This window comes from Jiella soli (assembly GCF_020615385.1).
GTDB lineage: Bacteria > Pseudomonadota > Alphaproteobacteria > Rhizobiales > Rhizobiaceae > VKMB-3413.
This window is the reverse complement of record NZ_JAJAVB010000028.1, coordinates 14,820-33,322: the sequence shown is the minus strand read 5'-3', so window position 1 is coordinate 33,322 and position 18,503 is coordinate 14,820. Positions and strand designations below refer to the sequence as shown.

At 65.3% G+C, this 18,503-nt stretch carries 13 protein-coding genes and 1 tRNA gene; 8 read left to right on the top strand and 6 right to left on the bottom strand.

What is annotated here, in order from left to right; translation table 11 throughout:
• Positions 1 to 65: 65 nt before the first annotated feature.
• A tRNA-Lys gene (locus LH400_RS19785) sits at positions 66 to 141 on the bottom strand.
• A gap of 398 nt (positions 142 to 539) precedes the next feature.
• Here LH400_RS19785 and LH400_RS19780 point away from each other — a divergent pair.
• From LH400_RS19780 to LH400_RS19765, 4 genes are all read left to right on the top strand, one after another.
• A complete protein-coding gene (locus tag LH400_RS19780; protein WP_229154931.1) occupies positions 540 to 1,277 on the top strand; it encodes a cytochrome c biogenesis CcdA family protein in 738 nt (245 codons plus the stop codon).
• 124 nt (positions 1,278 to 1,401) lie between these two features.
• Complete coding sequence (glmU, locus tag LH400_RS19775) at positions 1,402 to 2,766, top strand: bifunctional UDP-N-acetylglucosamine diphosphorylase/glucosamine-1-phosphate N-acetyltransferase GlmU (protein WP_229154924.1); 1,365 nt, start codon at positions 1,402 to 1,404, stop codon at positions 2,764 to 2,766.
• Positions 2,767 to 2,866: 100 nt separating this feature from the next.
• On the top strand, positions 2,867 to 4,693 hold the full coding sequence (glmS, locus tag LH400_RS19770; protein WP_229154922.1) for a glutamine--fructose-6-phosphate transaminase (isomerizing): 1,827 nt from the start codon (positions 2,867 to 2,869) through the stop codon (positions 4,691 to 4,693).
• A gap of 124 nt (positions 4,694 to 4,817) precedes the next feature.
• Positions 4,818 to 5,513, top strand: a complete 696-nt coding sequence (locus LH400_RS19765; RefSeq protein WP_229154920.1) for a DUF502 domain-containing protein — start codon at positions 4,818 to 4,820, stop codon at positions 5,511 to 5,513.
• Between the two features lie 101 nt (positions 5,514 to 5,614).
• Here LH400_RS19765 and LH400_RS19760 read toward each other — a convergent pair whose 3' ends face one another.
• Positions 5,615 to 6,565, bottom strand: coding sequence for a glutaminase (locus LH400_RS19760; RefSeq protein ID WP_229154918.1), 951 nt, complete (start codon positions 6,563 to 6,565; stop codon positions 5,615 to 5,617).
• Positions 6,566 to 7,199: 634 nt separating this feature from the next.
• Here LH400_RS19760 and LH400_RS19755 point away from each other — a divergent pair.
• Genes LH400_RS19755 through LH400_RS19745 form a run of 3 tightly spaced genes read left to right on the top strand, consistent with a single transcriptional unit; the run spans position 7,200 to position 10,982 of the window.
• Complete coding sequence (locus LH400_RS19755) at positions 7,200 to 7,667, top strand: (2Fe-2S)-binding protein (RefSeq protein WP_370638442.1); 468 nt, start codon at positions 7,200 to 7,202, stop codon at positions 7,665 to 7,667.
• 4 nt (positions 7,668 to 7,671) lie between these two features.
• The gene (locus LH400_RS19750) at positions 7,672 to 8,700 is read left to right on the top strand and encodes an FAD binding domain-containing protein (RefSeq protein WP_229154916.1); all 1,029 of its coding nucleotides are present in this window, start codon (positions 7,672 to 7,674) and stop codon (positions 8,698 to 8,700) included.
• Positions 8,697 to 10,982: a xanthine dehydrogenase family protein molybdopterin-binding subunit gene (locus LH400_RS19745; RefSeq protein WP_229154914.1), complete on the top strand. Its 2,286-nt coding sequence runs from the start codon at positions 8,697 to 8,699 to the stop codon at positions 10,980 to 10,982. Before LH400_RS19750 ends, LH400_RS19745 begins: the two co-directional genes overlap by 4 nt.
• Before the next feature lie 215 nt (positions 10,983 to 11,197).
• Here LH400_RS19745 and LH400_RS19740 read toward each other — a convergent pair whose 3' ends face one another.
• From LH400_RS19740 to LH400_RS19730, 3 genes are all read right to left on the bottom strand, one after another.
• Entirely contained in the window at positions 11,198 to 12,544 is a 1,347-nt protein-coding gene (locus LH400_RS19740; protein WP_229154912.1) for a TadE/TadG family type IV pilus assembly protein, read from the bottom strand.
• 127 nt (positions 12,545 to 12,671) lie between these two features.
• Positions 12,672 to 15,413 (bottom strand): ATP-binding protein, encoded by a 2,742-nt coding sequence (locus LH400_RS19735; protein ID WP_229154910.1) that lies wholly within the window; start codon positions 15,411 to 15,413, stop codon positions 12,672 to 12,674.
• Positions 15,414 to 15,518: 105 nt separating this feature from the next.
• Positions 15,519 to 16,715, bottom strand: coding sequence for an EAL domain-containing response regulator (locus tag LH400_RS19730; protein WP_229154907.1), 1,197 nt, complete (start codon positions 16,713 to 16,715; stop codon positions 15,519 to 15,521).
• Positions 16,716 to 17,057: 342 nt separating this feature from the next.
• Here LH400_RS19730 and LH400_RS19725 point away from each other — a divergent pair, with 342 nt between their 5' ends.
• Positions 17,058 to 17,423, top strand: coding sequence for a LysR substrate-binding domain-containing protein (locus tag LH400_RS19725; protein WP_370638441.1), 366 nt, complete (start codon positions 17,058 to 17,060; stop codon positions 17,421 to 17,423).
• A 162-nt stretch (positions 17,424 to 17,585) separates the two neighbouring features.
• On the opposite strand, the gene LH400_RS19720 is transcribed toward LH400_RS19725, so the two are convergent.
• Complete coding sequence (locus LH400_RS19720) at positions 17,586 to 18,380, bottom strand: SDR family NAD(P)-dependent oxidoreductase (RefSeq protein ID WP_229154906.1); 795 nt, start codon at positions 18,378 to 18,380, stop codon at positions 17,586 to 17,588.
• Positions 18,381 to 18,503 lie beyond the last annotated feature (123 nt).

Here is an 18,503-nt window from a genome sequence, read left to right as displayed (position 1 = left end):
AGATTGTCACCCATGTCTTAGGAACGTTCTGTTACCCATGTCTCCGGGGCGGACAAAGAAGAATTTGGTGAGCGCGGTGGGACTCGAACCCACGACCTACAGATTAAAAGTCCGTTGCTCTACCAACTGAGCTACGCGCTCGCCCGGGCGGTGTTCAAAGCCGGCATGAGCCGGACACACCGCCGACCCCGCCTCAGGGCCCGAGCGGATCGCCGCGAAGGGCGGCCGCAGGGGGCGGGTGGGTCGATGGCTGCGGGGTACAGGATGCGTCCGGCAAAATCAATCGCAGGATCGCCGCACGCAGCCTGCGCATACCGCTGTAACGCTTGAGGCTCCGGATGCGAACCAACGGGCGTGGTCTCGGGGGTGGAGCCAACCTCGGCGGATGGACGCCGTGCGCTTGCAGGCGGATTTGCCGCCCGGCCACCGAGACGATATCACCGGTCGGACAGGCGGCGGGAAATGGCCGGCCGGAGCCGATGTCCGACGGCCCGACCTTCTGCCGCACTGGCGTTCAAACTGCCGAGGCAAGCTCCTTGCTGTCAGACATTTCCTATCCGACCGCGGTTTTCGCCGGCGCTCTGTCCTTCTTGTCGCCCTGCGTCCTGCCGCTGGTTCCGCCCTATCTGTGCTACATGGCCGGCGTCTCGGCGGACGATCTTCGCACGGGCCCTGCCGTCGCCACGACCGGCTATGCCAGGCTCCTGGCGACGGCCGTCGCCTTCGTCCTCGGCTTTTCCACGGTGTTCGTGGCGCTCGGCGCCGGCGCGAGCTCCGTCGGCCAGGTGCTGCGGCAGAATCTCGACTGGCTCGGCATCGTCGCGGGAATCGCCATTATCGTGATGGGGCTGAACTTTCTCGGCCTCTTCCGGATCGGGCTTCTGTCGCGTGAGGCCAGACTCCAGGCGCCCGACCGGCCGAAGAGCCTGATCGGCGCCTATCTCATGGGCCTTGCCTTCGCCTTCGGCTGGACGCCCTGCATCGGTCCGGTGCTCGGCGCGATCCTCGGGCTTGCCGGCGCGAAGGGCACGGTGGGCGAGGGCGCCGTCATGCTCGGCTTCTATTCCGCCGGCCTCGGCATTCCCTTCATCCTCGCCGCCGCCTTTTCCGGCGCCTTTCTGCGCTGGCTGTCCGGCTTCAAGCGCCATCTCGGCGCCGTCGAGAAGGTGATGGGTGGATTGCTCGTCGTCACCGGCGTCCTGTTTCTCTCCGGCGGCATGCAGTCGATCTCCTTCTGGCTGCTCGAGACCTTCCCGGGACTGCAGACGATCGGGTGAGAGGAGCCGGCGGCTCCCCGTGGCCCCGAGAGCGTTCATCGCGAAATCAGGCGGCCCTCCAATCGCGTACGAGCCGTGCTAAGGCTCCGCCGAACGACAAGAATAGGCAAAGGACGCGCCGTCCATGGGAAGATCGTGCCTCTCCATCATCCTTGCTGCCGGCGAGGGGACGCGGATGAAGTCGGCCAGGACGAAGGTCCTGCATGAGATCGCCGGCCTGCCGATGGTCCGGCACGTTGCGCGCGCGGCTCTGGCGACGGGCTCCGACCGGGTCGCTCTCGTCGTCGGCCGCGACGGGGAAGCGGTGGCAGCCTCTGTGCGGGCCGACGCGCCGCAGGCGGCTGCCTTCAAGCAGACCGAGCGGCTTGGGACCGGCCATGCGGTGCTCGCCGCACGCGAGGCGATCGCCGAAGGCTTTGACGACATTCTGGTGCTGTTCGGCGATACGCCGCTGATCCGGCCGCAGACGCTGAAACGGGCGCGGGCGGCCCTGATCGCGGGCGCCGAACTCTGCGTCGTCGGCTTCCGCCCGAAGGACCCGACCGGGTATGGCCGGCTGATCGAACAGGCCGGCGAACTCGTGGCCATCCGCGAGGAGAAGGACGCCAGCGACGCCGAGCGCGCGATCGATTTCTGCAATGCCGGCGTGATGGCCTTCCGGGGTGAAAGCGCGCTCGAAATGCTGCAGGCGATCGGCAACGCCAACGCCAAGGGCGAATACTACCTGACCGACCTGGTCGAGATCGCCCGGAAGGCCGGGCGCAGCGTCAAGGCGATCGAGGCCGAAGCCTATGAGGTCGCGGGCGTCGACAACCGGGAGAAGCTCGCGGCGGTCGAGGCGGACTGGCAGGCGGCGCGCCGGGCGAAGGCGATGCGGGACGGCGCGACCCTTCAGGATCCGGCAAGCGTCTTCTTCGCGTTCGACACCGAAATCGAGCCGGACGTCACCATCGAGCCGAGCGTCGTTTTTGGGCCGGGCGTGACGATCGCCTCCGGCGCCGTGATCCACGCCTTCTGCCATATCGAGGGGACGTCGATCGGTCCCGGCGTGCAGGTCGGTCCCTTCGCGCGGCTGCGGCCGGGCACGCGGCTCGAGGACGGCTCCAAGGTCGGCAATTTCTGCGAGGTGAAGAACGCGCGAGTCTCGACCGGCGCCAAGGTCAACCACCTCACCTATATCGGCGACGCGTCGATCGGCGCGCAGACCAATATCGGCGCCGGCACCATCACCTGCAATTACGATGGTGCGCTGAAGCACGAGACGATCATCGGCGCAGGTTCCTTCATCGGCTCCAACACGGCTCTTGTGGCGCCGGTTCGCGTCGGCGACGGCGCCTATGTCGGGACGGGGAGCGTCATCACCGAGGACGTTCCCGACGGCGCACTGGCGATCGCCAGAGAACGGCAGGTGACGAAAGAGGGCCGCGGCCGCCAGATCATCGAACGCAACGCTGCCGCCAAGGCGGCCAAGAAGCCCGGCACGGCGTAACCTTGCGTCACCAAACGTGACCGCCGCCGGGTGCTGCGGCGCGGTATCGTCGGGGACGCGGGAGCGCGCCAGGGCAGCTCACTCGAACGGGGATCGTTTCATGTGCGGAATCATCGGCATCATCAGCCACGAGCCGGTCGCGGACCGGCTGGTCGATGCCCTGAAGCGGCTGGAATATCGCGGCTATGACTCGGCCGGTATCGCGACGATCGAGGGCGGACAGCTGAAGCGCCTGCGGGCCGAGGGCAAGCTCGTCAATCTGCAGAAGAAGCTGAAGGCAGAGCCGCGGGTCGGCACCACCGGTATCGGCCATACGCGCTGGGCGACGCATGGCGCGCCCACGGAAGGCAATGCGCATCCGCACTTTGCCGGCGGCATCGGCGTCGTCCACAACGGCATCATCGAGAACTTCGCCGATATCAAGCGCGAGCTTGCCGCCGAGGGCGTCGCCTTCCAGTCACAGACCGATACAGAAGTGGTCGTTCAGCTTCTGGCCAGGCTGCGCAAGGACGGCCTGTCCCATCGCCACGCGATGCAGGCCATGCTCGAGCGGATCAAGGGAGCCTATGCGCTGGCGGTGCTGTTCGAGGATTTGCCGGGCACGGTCATGGGTGCGCGCAACGGCCCGCCGCTCGCCATCGGGGCGGGCGACGGCGAGATGTTCCTCGGTTCCGACGCAATTGCGCTCTCGCCCTTCACGGACGAGGTCCGCTATCTGGAGGATGGCGACTGGGTGGTCCTCACCGCCGAGGACGCCGAGATCATGGACGCCTCGGGACGCTCCGTCGAGCGGCCGGTGGTCCGTTCCACCGGCAAGGCCCACTATGTCGACAAGGGCAACTACCGCCACTTCATGCAGAAGGAGATCTACGAGCAGCCGGAGGTCCTCTCCCACACGCTCGGCGCCTTCGTCGACATGACAACCGGCAAGACCAGGATCCCCGAAGGCCAGGCGCTCGACTTCAGCGGCGTGAGGCGTATCGCCCTTTCCGCCTGCGGCACCGGCTATTACGCTGCGCTCGTCGGGCGCTACCTCTTCGAGCGCTATGCCCGCATCCCCTGCGATCTCGATGTCGCCTCCGAGTTCCGCTACCGCGAAAGCCCGCTCGGCGACGTGGATCTGGCGATCTTCGTGTCGCAGTCGGGCGAGACGGCGGACACGCTTGCCTCGCTCCGCTACGCCAAGGCGCAGGGCCTGAAGACCGCCGTCGTCGTCAACGTCCAGGGCTCGACCATGGCGCGCGAGGCGGACATCGTCCTGCCGACGCTCGCCGGACCCGAGATCGGCGTCGCCTCGACCAAGGCCTTCACCTGCCAGCTGATGGCGCTGGCGAGCCTCGCCGTGCGCGCCGGCGTCGATCGCGGGATCATCGGCTCCGAGGAGGAGCTGGAGCTCACCCGTACGCTCGCCGAGGCGCCGCGGCTCGCCCGCGAGGCGATCCATCTCGAGGCGCGGATCGAAGCCTTGTCGCGCGAAATGGCGACCAAGCGCCATGCGCTCTTCCTCGGGCGCGGCTTCTCCTTCCCGCTGGCGATGGAGGGCGCGCTCAAGCTGAAGGAGATCAGCTACATCCATGCGGAAGGCTATGCCGCGGGCGAGTTGAAGCACGGTCCGATCGCACTGATCGACGAGACCATGCCGGTCGTCGTCATCGCGCCCTCCGACCGCAGCTTCGAAAAGACGATCTCCAACGTGCAGGAGGTCGCCGCGCGCGGCGGCGAAATCGTCCTCCTCACCGATGAGGCCGGTGCGGCGAGCGGCACAGTGGAGCGCTCGCGCTGCATCGTCTTGCCGAAGATGGCGGAAATCCTCACCCCGCTGATCTACACGATCCCGCTGCAGCTGCTCGCCTATCACACGGCGATCCAGATGGGTACGGATGTCGACCAGCCCCGCAACCTCGCGAAATCGGTCACCGTCGAGTAACGATCCGTTCTTCGCGCCTGCAAAATCCGCCTTGCATTTGCCGCATGTGGCGGCGATTCTCGCGGCCGCAGATGGCACCCGGCGAGCGCGGCGCCGTCTGCGGCATTGAGGATCAGTTTCGGCGATGATGCGGCTACGCAATTACTTCCTTACGGGCTTCATCGTCTGTGCGCCGCTGGCGATCACCGCCTGGATCACCTGGTCCTTCATGGGCTGGGTCGATTCCTGGGTGCAACCCTATATCCCGCCGCGCTACTGGCCGGATTCCTATCTGCCCTTCGCCGTACCCGGTTTCGGGCTAATCGTGGCGCTGATCCTGATCACGCTGATCGGCTTCCTGACCGCCAACATCATCGGGCGTACCATCTTCGGGTGGGGCGAGAACGTGCTCGGGCGAATGCCCCTGGTGCGCACCGTCTACACGGCACTCAAGCAGATCTTCGAGACCGTGCTCGCCGACCGCTCGTCCTCCTTCAAGACCGCCGCGCTGATGGAGTATCCGCGAAAAGGCGTCTGGTGCCTCGTGTTCGTTGCCACGACCGCGCGCGGCGAGATTGCGACCGTGCTTTCAGACCAGGGCGAGGAGATGCTCGCGGTATTCCTGCCACCGACGCCGAACCCGACTTCCGGTTTCCTGATGTTCGTGCCGCGGGAGGAGGTCAGGGTCCTCAATATGAGCATCGAGGCCGCGCTGAAGCTGGTGGTCTCCGCCGGCCTCGTCACCGGCGACGAGAAGGAGGCACCGATCAGCCTTGGCGACGCGAGCCGCATCGTCGAGACGCGGCGCCAGCGCGAAGCGCAGACCGAGGCGGCGGAGTAACGCCCGGCGGGCGATTCTCGTATCAGTTGGTCTTCGTGACAGGGGCCAGTTCTTCCGCTTAGCCGCCCGAAAGGGCCGTGTGGTGTCTGGCTCCGCGCGGATCAGATGGGATCGCTGTCCGCCCCGAAGATCGACCAGCCCATGCGCCGCGTGAGCGTTTCCAGCGCGATGCGACCGAGATGGGAATTGCCGGCCGCGTCGAGGCCGGGGGACCAGACCGCCACCGACGCCTTGCCGGGGACGATCGCGAGAATGCCACCGCCGACGCCGCTCTTGCCGGGCAGGCCGACCCGGTAGGCGAACTCGCCGGACCCGTCATAATGGCCGCAGGTGAGCATGATGGCGTTGATGCGCTTGGCCCTTTCGGGCGTGACGACGGAGAAGCCGGTCTCCGGATGCTTGCCGCGATGGGCGAGGAAGCTGCCGGCTCTGGCCAACTGGCGGCAGTTCATGGCGATCGCGCAGTGGTGGAAATAGACGCCGAGCACGTATTCGACGGGATTTTCGAGGACGCCGAAGCCCTTCATGAAGTTGGCGAGGGCGCGATTGTTGAAGCCCGTCCGCTCCTCCGAGGCCGCGACCGCCTTGTCGATGAAGATCGTATCGTCGCTCGCGAGGAACTGCATGAATCGCATGATCTCGCCGAGCGCTTCGCGCGGCTGGTGGCCGGAGAGGATGTGGTCGGTCACGGCGATCGCGCCGGCATTGATGAACGGATTGCGCGGCACACCGCGCTCGTGCTCCAGCTGGACAATGGAATTGAACCGGCTGCCGGACGGCTCACGCCCGACGCGGTTCCAGAGGCGGTCGCCGGCAAAGCCGAGAGCCAGGGTCAGGGTGAACACCTTGGAAACGCTCTGGATCGAGAAGGCTGCGTCGCAATCGCCGCCACAGACGATGCTGCCGTCGCCGAGCGCCACGGCAAGACCGAACTGGTTCGTGTCGACCCGGCCGAGCTCCGGGATGTAGGTCGCAACCTCGCCGCGGTCGGGCCGGGCGCGCATCTCGGCGGCGATTTCGGCGACGACGTCCGGAAGGTGAGGTGCGGGCATGGGCGGATTCCTGCGGATCGACGCGAAACGAGGGTTCGACACCCCTCTGCCTTGCCCTGCATCATTCCGACAAGGGGCGGTGCCGCAATCTCTTGGCCTGCAGCGTGGATGCAGGCCGGGAGCCAGGGCTTGCATCCGCCGGGGGGGGGCGGCGCGAATGTCCCCCGGCAACAGGTCAATCGTGCCGAACACGCCGCTTGTGCCGAGGTGGCGGCAGAGGCGTAGGCGGACTGAAATCCGACGCGCTCCGGTCGCCGCCGAAGCTCACCTGCCTCATCCCACAGAGCGCTGATTTTTAGATCGCGGGGTGATCATCGTGCCTCCTTGTCGTTCACGTTCACTTGATCGCGCGGTGATCCCTCCAGCGTTGCTCGGCCTGCGATGCGGCGTCGTCGCCAGGCTGGCGAGGTGCGCCGGGTTCCGGTCCTGTCGAAAGCGTCAAATGCCTCTGACAGCATTCCGACAGGTTCGTTTTCCAGGGCATCCGACCGAAAGCGGCCCTGGCTTCGCCTTGAACCGGCGCAACTTCCTGACGGGAGCCGCCACCGGCGCCACAGCCGCCGTCGCGCTTTCCGGCGCATCCGCGCAGGAGAGGGCGCCGTCCGACGGAGGGCCGGATGCGCAGACACCGCGCATCGTGACCCTGCGGATCAACGGTCAGCCGTACGAATTGGCGATCGACCAGCGCACCAGCCTGCTCGACACGCTGCGCGACCATCTGCGCCTCACCGGCACCAAGAAAGGCTGCGACCATGGCCAGTGCGGTGCCTGCACCGTCCATATCGACGGCCAGCGCCAGCTGTCCTGCATGACCTTCGCCGTGATGGCCGAGGGTCACGAGATCACGACGATCGAAGGACTGGCGCCGGCGACCGGCGATCTGCACCCGATGCAGCAGGCCTTCATCGACAACGACGCCTTCCAGTGCGGCTACTGCACGCCCGGGCAGATCATGTCGGCCGTCGGCTGCGTCAAGGAAGGCCATGCCGGCAGCGAGCCGGAGATCCGTGAATACATGAGCGGAAACCTGTGCCGCTGCGCGGCCTATCCCAACATCGTCGCCGCCGTGGTCCAGGCCCGCGATGCCATGAAGGAGGGCTGAGCCCATGCGTCCCTTCGTCTACGAACGCGCGCGCAATGCCGAGGACGCGGTTGCCGCGATCCGCCGCCATTCCCGCCGCGACGTCCCCTCGGTCCAGGCCGACGGGCAGTACATCGCCGGCGGCACCAACATGTCCGACTACATGCGTCTCGACGTCATGCGGCCGGACTTCGTGCTCGACGTCAACGAGATCGCCGGCGACAACATGCGCCGCATCCGTGTCGGCGATTCCGGGCTGCGGATCGGTTCGCTCGTGCGGATGGCCGAGGCCGAGGACAACGAGACCATCCAGCGCGACTATCCGGTCATCCATGACACGATGAAGCTCGCCGCAACGCGCCAGATCCGCAATATGGCGAGCCTCGGCGGGAACGTCCTGCAGCGCACCCGCTGCGATTATTTCCGCGAAGTCAGCTTCCCCTGCAACAAGCGCGATCCCGGCTCGGGCTGCGCCGCGATCAACGGCTTCAACCGCCAGCACGCGGTCCTCGGCGTCAGCGACAGCTGCATCGCCCGCTATCCCGGCGACTTCGGGCAGGCGCTGGTGGCGCTGGACGCCACGGTGGATATCCTGGGGCCGAACGGACCGCGCACGATGCGCTTCGCCGATCTGCACAAGCTGCCGGGCGATACGCCCTGGGACGAGACGGAGCTGAAGCCGGGCGAGCTGATCCTCGGCTACAACATCCCCGCGGGGCCGCACACCAAGCGCTCTCGCTACGTGAAGGTGCGCGACCGCGACTCCTACCAATACGCGCTCACCGCGGCGGCCGTCGCGCTCGACATGGACGGCGACACCGTCCGCGACGTGCGGATTGCCCTCGGCGGGGTCGCGGCGGCGCCGTGGCGTGCCCATGACGCGGAGGAAATCCTGAAGGGCCGCACGCTCGACGAGGACAGCGCCGCCGAGGCGGCGGATGCGGCATTTCAGAGCGCCGTCACCCACCAGCACAACGCCTACAAGGTGCCGATCGGCAAGCAGACGATCATCCGCGCCCTGTTCGAAACCCGCGACATGGAGGCTTCCCGATGACCGCCGCCGTTCCCGAATCCAAGAAGAATATGGGCCAGCCGGTCGCGCGCATCGACGCCCGGCTGAAGGTCACCGGCGAGGCGCACTATGCCGCCGACGAGCCGGTCAACAACCCCACCTATGGCGTCCTCGTCACCAGCCCGATCGCGCGGGGCAGGCTGAAGGCGCTTCACCTCGACGAGGCGCGCAGGGTTCCGGGCGTCCTCGCCATCGTCAGCCATGGCGACATGGACGGGATCGATCCGCCCGAATTCGGCAATGCGAGCTACACCTCGCTCGGGCCGCTCCACCGGACCGAGATCTTCCACGACGGGCAGATCATCGCGCTCGTGGTCGCCGACACCTTCGTCGCCGCGCATGAGGCCGCCTTCAAGGTGTCCGCCGACTATGATTTCGACGAGCCCAGCGCCTCGCTCGATTCGCAGGGCGTCGAGGTGATCGAGGCCAAGGGCAACACGAAGAAGTTCGGGGAATATCCCTCGACGGGCGACTTCGACGGCGCCTGGGACACCGCCGCGACCAAGCACGAGGCCGAGTACCGCACGCCGACCCAGCACCACAATCCGATGGAGCTCTTCTCCACCACGGCGGTCTGGAACGGCGAGGAGCTGACGATCTACGAGCCATCGCAGAACGTCTACGGCTTCCGCGGGGCGCTCGCCCGGCAGATGCACATGGACCCCGCGAAGATCCGGGTGATCAGCCGCTATATCGGCGGCGGCTTCGGCTCCAAGGGGCCGATGACGCCGCGTACCGCCATCGTGGCGCTGGCGGCGCGCAAGCTGAACCGGCCGGTGCGCTGCGTCGTCACCCGCCAGCAGTGCTTCACCACCGTTCCCTACCGCGCGCCGACCCGGCAGACGGTGCGCCTCGGCGCGGACGCGGCGGGCAAGCTCAACGCCTTCAGCCACGAGGGCTGGGAGCTGACGTCGCGGGTCGACAACTACGTCGTCGGCGGCGTCGAGACGACGGCGAGAATGTATGGCTACAACAACGTTTCGACCAAGGTCAGCCTCGTGAAGGCCGACCGGCAGACGCCGGCCTACATGCGCTCGCCGCCGGAACTGCCCTATATGTTCGCGCTGGAGACGGCGATGGACGAGATGGCCGAGAAGCTCGGCATGGATCCGGTCGAGTTCCGGCGGGTCAACGACACGATGACCGATCCCATCTCCGGCAACCGCTTCTCCAGCCGCTCGCTGATGCAGTGCTTCGATCAGGCCTCCGAAGCCTTCGGCTGGTCGCAGCGCACGCCCGAGCCGGGATCGATGCGCGACGGCGACTGGCTGATCGGCTATGGCTGTGCCACCGCCACCTATCCGACCAATGTCGCCGCCTCGACCGCACGGGTGAAGCTCTATCATGACGGCCGGGTGCGGGTGCAAAGTGCCAGTCACGAGATCGGCACCGGCATTCGCACCGTCGCCGGCCAGATGGCCGCCGAGCAGCTCGGCGTCGGGTTCGACCGCGTCGAGGTGGAGATGGGCGATACGGACCTGCCACCGGCGCCGGTTTCCGGCGGATCCAACTCGACGGCCAGCGTCTGCTCGACGGTGATGAAGGCCTGCGGCCAGATCCGGCAGAAGCTGTTCCAGGCGGTGGTCGCCACCGAGGACGGCCCGCTGCGCGGGCGCGACGCGGGCGAACTATCGCTGAAGGACGGCGCCATCGTCGCCACGGATGGCGCTTCGGTGAAGCTTGCGACGGTCTTCGACACCCTCGGCCAGGCGGCGATCGAGGAATATGCCGAGTTCATCCCTGACCATGTCGAGCCCGGCGCGGTCCGGAAGCTCTATGACGGCCAAACCACCTTCGCGCCATCGGGGAAGCGGAACAAGGCGATGTACGCCTTCGGAGCCGAGTTCGTGGAGGTGCGCATCCATCGCCGCACGCGCGAGATCCGGGTGCCGCGAATGGTCGGCGCCTTTGCCGCCGGGCATATCATGAACCCGCGCACCGCCCGCAGCCAGCTGATGGGCGGTTTGATCTGGGGCATGAGTTCGGCACTTCTGGAAGCGACCGAGGTGGACGAGCGCGGCGCTCGCTACGTCAACCGCAACATCGCCGAATATCTGATCCCCGTGAACGCCGACATCCAGGATGTCGAGGTGATCCTCGTGCCGGAGGTGGACGAGGAGGTGAACTCTGCCGGCGTCAAGGGTCTTGGCGAGCTCGGCAATGTCGGAACCGCGGCAGCCGTCTCCAACGCGGTCTACCACGCGACCGGCATCAGGGTCCGCGAGCTGCCGATCCGGCTCGAGAACCTCATGCCGCCCGCCTGATCGGCTTCATGGCGAAAGGCGAGGGGGCGGCGGGCGGAAGTCCGCCGCCTTCGTTCGATCAGATGGAGAAATCGCAGCACAGGTCTCAAGCCCCGCCCCCGACGATCGTGGCCGGGGTGCTGTCGTCCGAACGACGTGAAAAATCGGCGTCCAAGATCTGCATGCCGAGCCACAGTCGGTCGGCTGCAGATTATGGCGATCGGCCAAAAACCCAGCTATTTCACCAGCGCGATGTTCCGTCCGACCGGCCCGATGCCAGCCGGAACCGGCACGGTCGATCCGTCATAATCGGTATTGAGGACGAGCTTCGCCCCGGAGGTGACCTCGACCTGATCTGCGACGATGGCCGTCCACTCGGAATAATCTCCGACTTCCGCCTTGCAGCCGAGCAGACCCTCGGTCACGCCCGTCAAGGGATCCGGGTCGCAGGTGCCGTCGCCGTCCTTGTCGCCGCCGATCGTCAGCTTGTCGTTGGGCAGGTAGATGGTGCCGACCATCTTGCGGGCGTTGCTGCTCTCGATCTTGAATTTGCGGGTTTTGTTGCTGTCGCGGTCGGCATAGAGGAGAATGCCGGCCATCGCTCCGGATTGGGATGCCGAAAGCGCAATTTCAGTGTCGTTCTTGATCTCCAAGCCGGCCTTCTTACCGAGGAATACCAAGCTGACGCCGTCTCCAGTCAAGGTAGACTTCTGATCTACCCGCAGCTTGCCATCCCAGAAGACATAGGTGCCCGGTCGCATAACGACGTGCGAACCGCCCGTGATCTTGGTGTCGCCGCAGAAGACGCCGCCGTAGAGATCCTTGTTCTCACCCTTGATCGAAAGCTTGTCGTAATCGCAACGGCTCGGAACCGCCGCCACACGTGAGACGAGCGGATCCTTGACCGCGGGGCAATCGGTCAGGGGCAATGGATCGTAATTGAGTTCGGAGCCTGTATATCCGCCGGCGGAACAGGTCAGTTCGCTGGACAGATAGGCACGCTGCGAAACGGCGACGCCGGACTTGGCAACGGAATCCGAATAGACAGCGCAGCTTTCTGCCAGGATTTTCGCGTTTCCGGACATGTTGACGACCTTGTTGCCGTCCTCTGCAAGCGCGATCATGCAGATCCGTCCGCCGCCTGCCACCCGAGCGACCGCTGTGACAGCAAGATCCCCGAACTTCTCCGCGAAAAGGGGCATCGGAAGCGCCGCATCGATCTTCTTCGAAAGCGTCACCGTGACTTGCGACAGGACGCGAACGTTCGCCGCGGTCCCCTCCGAAGGGTTTCCCAGCGACACGCGGGTTTGGACACTATCGGCGTCGGCGCCGAGGTTCGCTCCGACCATCGCTTCCACTGCCTGCTGAAGCAGTTCAGGCTTGGTGTTGGCAAGATAGAGTTCACGCGCCGCGCCGAGCGCAGCGGCGTCAGCGGCAGCCTGCAGGTCACTGCGTGCCGAGAAGGCGAGGGAGTAATTGACGACACCGCCCATGCCCAGAAGAAGCACGGGACTGGCAAGCGCGGTAATGATCGCAAAATTGCCGCGCCTGCAGCGCCAAAAGCTCCAAAAAGACTGTGCCATCGAAAGCCCCCGAAGATCGGATGACCTTGCACGTCTTTTGATAAACGTAGCTTAATCGCTGTGGTGAAGAACTGGCCTGCGGGTTCCTGCAAATCTTATCCAAACGCATCGCCGTTCCACATGGTGTTCAGGCAGTCAGCGCTTGGTTGCTGAGCATGGCGTTGGACGACTGGGCACAAAGGGCAGACAGATGCCCGTCGGCTTCGGCCAGAGCCGGGCCCAATTCGGCGAAAAGGCTCGGATCGACCGCGATGCCGTCCTTGTTTCCCGTTTCGATGATTTCGCAGATCGCCGCGGCCTGCTCTGCTCCGGCGCTCGTACACATCGACTTGAGCGCGTGCGCCAGGCGGGCTCTCTCGGGCAAGTTGCCGCGGTGCTCGACGAGATCTTGAAGCGCTTTCGGTGCGTTCGTGCGGAAGAGGCCGATGATCTTCTCAAGCGTTCCCGGCCCGCTCTGCGCGGCGAGCATCCGCAGCATCGCGACGGTCTCCTCGTTGAGAACAGGCCGGTGCCGCCAGTCGGCTTCGCAAGAGTCAGGAGGCGTCTTCTCGGTTTGGCGCATCACCGCTGGTGCGGCCTGCGCGGACAGAGAGGTCGTCTTCAACGTCTGCTCGATCTCGGCCAAGGTGAAGGGCTTGGTGAGATAGGCGTCCATCCCGGCAGCCTGCCATCCCATCCTGTCATGGTCCCGCCCGTGGGCGGTCAGAGCGACAACGCGCGACCGGCCGCGGCCGAGACGATGTTCGATCTGTCTGATGCGGCGGGTCGTCTCGTAGCCATCCATCTCGGGCATGGAGCAGTCCATGAAGACGACGTCGTATGCGTTCTCCTCGACCTTGATCAGCGCCTCGGCACCACTCTCGGCAAGGTCGGGACCCACGCCGAGGCCGGCAAGCGCCTCCTTCAGGACCTCGCGGTTGACCGCGCCGTCATCCACCACGAGCACGCGCAGCTGCTGGAAGCCGCCATTCTTGCCATCCCACCGCTGTGAGGCAGCGATCTCGGATCGGGGCCGCACGAAGTCTCCGCTGAGAATGCGGCACACGAGCTGCTCCACATCCGCCCTCGAGAACGGGAGCGCGATCTCGTCCGAGATGCGGTCGGTGACCCTTTCCAGCTGGCCGCCCGCAAGCACGGCTTCTCGCAGGAGGACAATTGGCGAAAGATTTTCGCACCGCGACCCCGCGAGAAGGCCCTGAACTTCCGATTCCCGTGCCAGCACGATGTCTGCCCCCGCAGGGGCGGCATCGGCGGCGGCAAGGACGGTCGCGCCGTATCGGGCGAAGACTGTTGTGATGGCCGGACGGGTAACGGGATCCGGATCAAGCAGAAGGATCGATCGACCGACAAGGGACGGGCGAAACGCGGCCGGGCGGGTGACCTCGAGATCCAGCTCGAAGCGGAAGCAGGAGCCGGAGCCTTCGACGCTGGTCGCTCTGATCGATCCGCCCATCGCCTCGACCAACTGCTTGGAGATCGCAAGGCCGAGGCCGGTGCCGCCGAATTTCCGCGTAATGCTCTGGTCCGCCTGGCTGAAGCGGCTGAACAGCTTGTCGATCCTGTCGCCTGCAATGCCGATGCCGGTATCCTGCACGGTGACTGCGATCCGACGTCTCTCCGACGATCCTGCTTCGTCCACGCACTCGACCTCGATGGTCACGCCGCCGGAAGACGTGAACTTCAGGGCGTTGTTCACGAGGTTGGTCAGGACCTGGCTGATCCGCACCGGATCGCCGATCACCTCGTGCGGCACGTCCGGATCGACGATCACGGCGAGCGAAAGGGACTTTTCCCGCGCCTTCTCCTGAAAGAGGCTGGCGACATCCTCGACCAGCGTATCGAGCGACAATGGGATGGATTCCAGATCCAGCCGCCCGGATTCGATCTTGGACAGATCCAGGATGTCGTTCAGGATGTTGACGAGCCCGCGGCCCGAGCGATGAATGATCGTCGCATAGCGCAGGGATGTTTCCGGCAGCGGCGACTTCGACAACATTTCCGCCATGACCAGCATACCGTTCATCGGCGTCCGGATTTCATGACTGACGGTTGCAAGGAACTCCGACTTGGCGGCATTGGCCGTTTCGGCCTCGTTCTTGGCGGCCCGCAGCTCTGCAGTGCGTTTCAGAACCGTCTCTTCGAGCGTCTCACGGTGCCTTTGCAGCAGTTGATCGCGTTCGTCGATCCGCGAGAACATGTCGTTGAAGGCGCTGGAAAGAACTCCGACTTCATCGTCGGACGTCGCAACGACGCGCTTGGACAGGTCCGACCGTCGGCCGATATCGGCGAACTCGTCCGCCAATCTGCGCAATGGTCGCACGATCCGGGCAATCAGCAGCCAGGCTGCGGCCAAGGTCAATGCGAGGACGAGGCCGCAGAACAGGATGGAGATCACAAGGCTGCGCAGGAAGCGAGAACGCAGCCAGCCGACATCGGCATGGATCGAAATCCATCCGACGGTCTCCCCGCCATCGCGGATGGCGGCTCGCGCCGTGATCGTGTCGGCGAAGAACATCGACAGCGGCTCGCCGTCGCTGAGTTCCCGGTCGGAGCTGACGAGCGATTCAGCCGTGCCGATCTCGGCAAGCTGACGTCCGTCCGCCGTCGCAATCTCGGCATAGCCGACATGCGCGAGCCCGCGGATGCCGCGGATGACCTCCAGCGCGCCGCGGCGGTCCTTTGCGGTAACGGCCCCGGAGGACGCGGCGGCAAACGCAGCGGCCGAACTGCGAAGTCGGCTTTGCTCGGCCTCCACCGTCTGTTGAAAATCCTGAACCAGGAAGAAGCCGATCGTGCAGCCGACGGCGCACAGGACGGCCACGACGACGACGACGGACAGGCGAAAGCCGAGCGACTTCCACGCCTTCACGCGCCTCATCTGTCCGGAGGAGATCCCATAGCCCATGAGCGCCAGACTAAGGTGGATCTCCTTAAGCCGAAGTGTCGGATCGCCGAGCGAAGGAGATCGAAGCGGTCAGCCGCGAGCCCGCGACCGCTCGGGCACCCGATTATCCCCATCGTGCTCGTAGCGATACGTCTGGAACGCGGCATCTGCCGGGATCGGGCGGCTGAAGAGGAACCCTTGGACGATCGAGATACCGGCCTCCCGGACCAGACTTAACTGGTCCTCGGTTTCGACGCCTTCCGCCACGACCTCGAGATCCAGGTCGCGCGCCATCGCGGCTGCGTTGCTCATGAACAGGCGAGCCACCCGATCGCTGCCGGCGGACTGGACAATCGTTTTGTCGATCTTCAACTCGCTGAACGGGCAAAGGCGCAGCATCCCGTAGTTGGCGGTGCCGGTTCCGTAGTCGTCGAGCGACAGACCGAACCCTGCCATGCGCAGACGGGTCAATGTCTCGATCAGAGAGGTCATCGATTTCGGCAGAGCAGTCTCGGTGAGTTCGCAGACGACCGAGGAGGGCTCGAGGCCGTGGCGGCGGCCGAGATCGACAAGTCGTGAGGGAAAGCCGCCCTCGTCAAGGATTCGGGCATCGAGGTTGATCGAGACGCGGCGGGAAAATCCTCTCGCCTTCCACGTCGCGGAATCGCGCATCGTCAGATCCGCGATCGACAGTGTCAGCGAGGAGAGCTCCGCGGCCGCGACCTCCGGATGGAAGACGGCATCGGGACCGAGCAGCCGCCCATCCGGGGTTTGCAGCCGGATCAGTGCCTCCAGCCCGACGACGCGTCCATCTCGCGTGTCGATCTGCGGCTGGTAGTAAGGCACGAGGTCGCCCGTGACGCGGCCGCTCACAGGCTCGGGCTTCGCTCGCATGGTCGCGGTCTCGCACTTGGCGATTTCGGCAAGGAACGCATCGCGCTGCAACGGCTTCTTCAAGGTCCCGCAGACCTTCACGCCCAGCATGCGGCCCATCCGCTGCGCGGCTTCGATGATGGCCTGGGACTCGCCGCTGGAGATGATGACGGCGCCTCGATAGCCGACTTCGGACAGCACCCGAAGATATGCCAGGCCGTCGAGCCTCGGCATGTTAAGGTCGAGGATGATGATATCGACGGGCGATGTCGCCGCCGAGAGCTGCCGAAGCCCATCCTCGCCGCTTGCTGCAAGCGACGTCGTATGGTCTCCGGACGAGAGGACCACGGATTCGGCGACCGCCGAAAACACCGGGTCGTCGTCGACGATGAGAAAATGATGCGTGGTTGCCATCGTGCCCTCCGCATCCAGGATGTCACACATTTCGAAAGGCTTAGCTTAACGAGGTTACACTAAAAGCTCGTATCCGGCTTGATGATAGGGAAAAAAGTTGCCGCATGGTGTCGGGCAGTGGCGTCATTCTGCCAGCACTGCGGCTCGGCACCGTCTCGCGCGGCGAACTTTGCGCGAACGCGCCGGGTCGCTGTCGATCGCCGATGTCTCACAGCCGACGTTCGGCTTGAGGAACTGCGCCTCCGGCAACTGCCGCGAGTTCTCCACCTTCTTCGTGGGGAAACCCTTCTTGGGATGCCGCTGGGGACGCCCGGGCGACCCGAAGGACCTGACGGCCCATGACTGAGAATCACGATCGACGATTTCGGTGTTCCGGCGTCCTGGAAGTTCAAACGGGAGAACCTTGCGCTCGCAGAGCCCATCCGATCACGGCTGACCGTCAACACGTCCGAAGCGGCTGTCCAGGCTCCCATCACCGGAGCCGGCATCGCTCAGGTGATGTCGTACAAGATGGAAGCGGCGAGGCAGGAGGGCTTCCTGGTCATCTTGCTGGACGAGTTCGAGCAGGACCCGCTGCCGGTTCACATCGTCTATTCCGGACGCGAGTCCATGCCCCTCAAGCTGCGCGCCTTCCTCCATTGGGCGACGCCACGACTACGAGCCAAACTCGCCGGACCGGTCGACCATCGCGAACCCCGCGGCGCTTGAGGGACCGGGACGCCTCGTCGACGGGGCGGACGTCACCACGAACTCAGCGGTACCAGATACTTGCGGGGGAAAGACCCGAAGGCCGGAATCTGATCCTGTCGCGGTGAGCGACCTCGTCTGTATAATGCCGCTTCAGAGCGCCACTTCTCGTCTGCCGCGCGATCAGTCGCTGCCGCTCCGTTTCGGTTCGGCCATCCGGCGGTGCATCTGCGAAAGCACCGCATCCGGGATGATGCCGGCGAATGTCGACTGGACCTTGTTCATGAATCCGCTGGCGACCTGCCGCGTACCCTTCTGCATGGCGTCATAGCCGGTCTTTGCCACCGTGGCAGGGTCGTCCTTGGAATCGTCCTGCCCAATGGAAGTGTCGTCCATCTCGGCGCGATGGAAGAACTCGGTGTCGGTCGGCCCGGGTTCGAGACAGGTGACGGTGACGTTCGTCTCCTTCAGTTCGTTTGCGAGCGCTTCGGCGAAGGAGTCCAGGAACGCCTTCGTGCCGTTGTAGACCGCCTGGAACGAGCCTGGGATGAAGCCGGCGATCGAGCCGGTGACAAGGATGCGGCCTGCGTTCCGATCGCGCATCTGGCGGCCGACCTTGTGGATCAGCGAGATCGTGCCGGTGACGTTGACGTCGACGACATCCTTGGCCTTCTGGAAGTCCTGATCGAGGAAACCATGGCCGAGGCCTCTGCCGGCATTGGCCATCAACACGTCCACCCGGCGGTCCTCGATGACGTTCCACAACGCAGTCACGCCGTGCTCGGTGCCAAGATCGGCCTGCACTGCTTTCACCTCGGTGCCAAACTGGCCGAGTTTCCTGGCGGCTTCCTCGATCTCGACTTCGTTCGCGACGACGACGAGGTCATAGCCGTCTTCGGCGGCGAGCTTTGCCAGTTCGTAGCCGATGCCGCTGGAAGCGCCGGTCACGACTGCGAGTTCTCCTGTATGGTCTGCCATCATTGGGCTCCTGGCTTGGCCGGTACATCGTCAGCCGGACACGGTCGTTGGCCGTCCCGCCGGCGGTTCGAGCCGATGCCGACTGCACCGGTCACGAGTGCGGAAAAGGCGGCGATCGTCAGA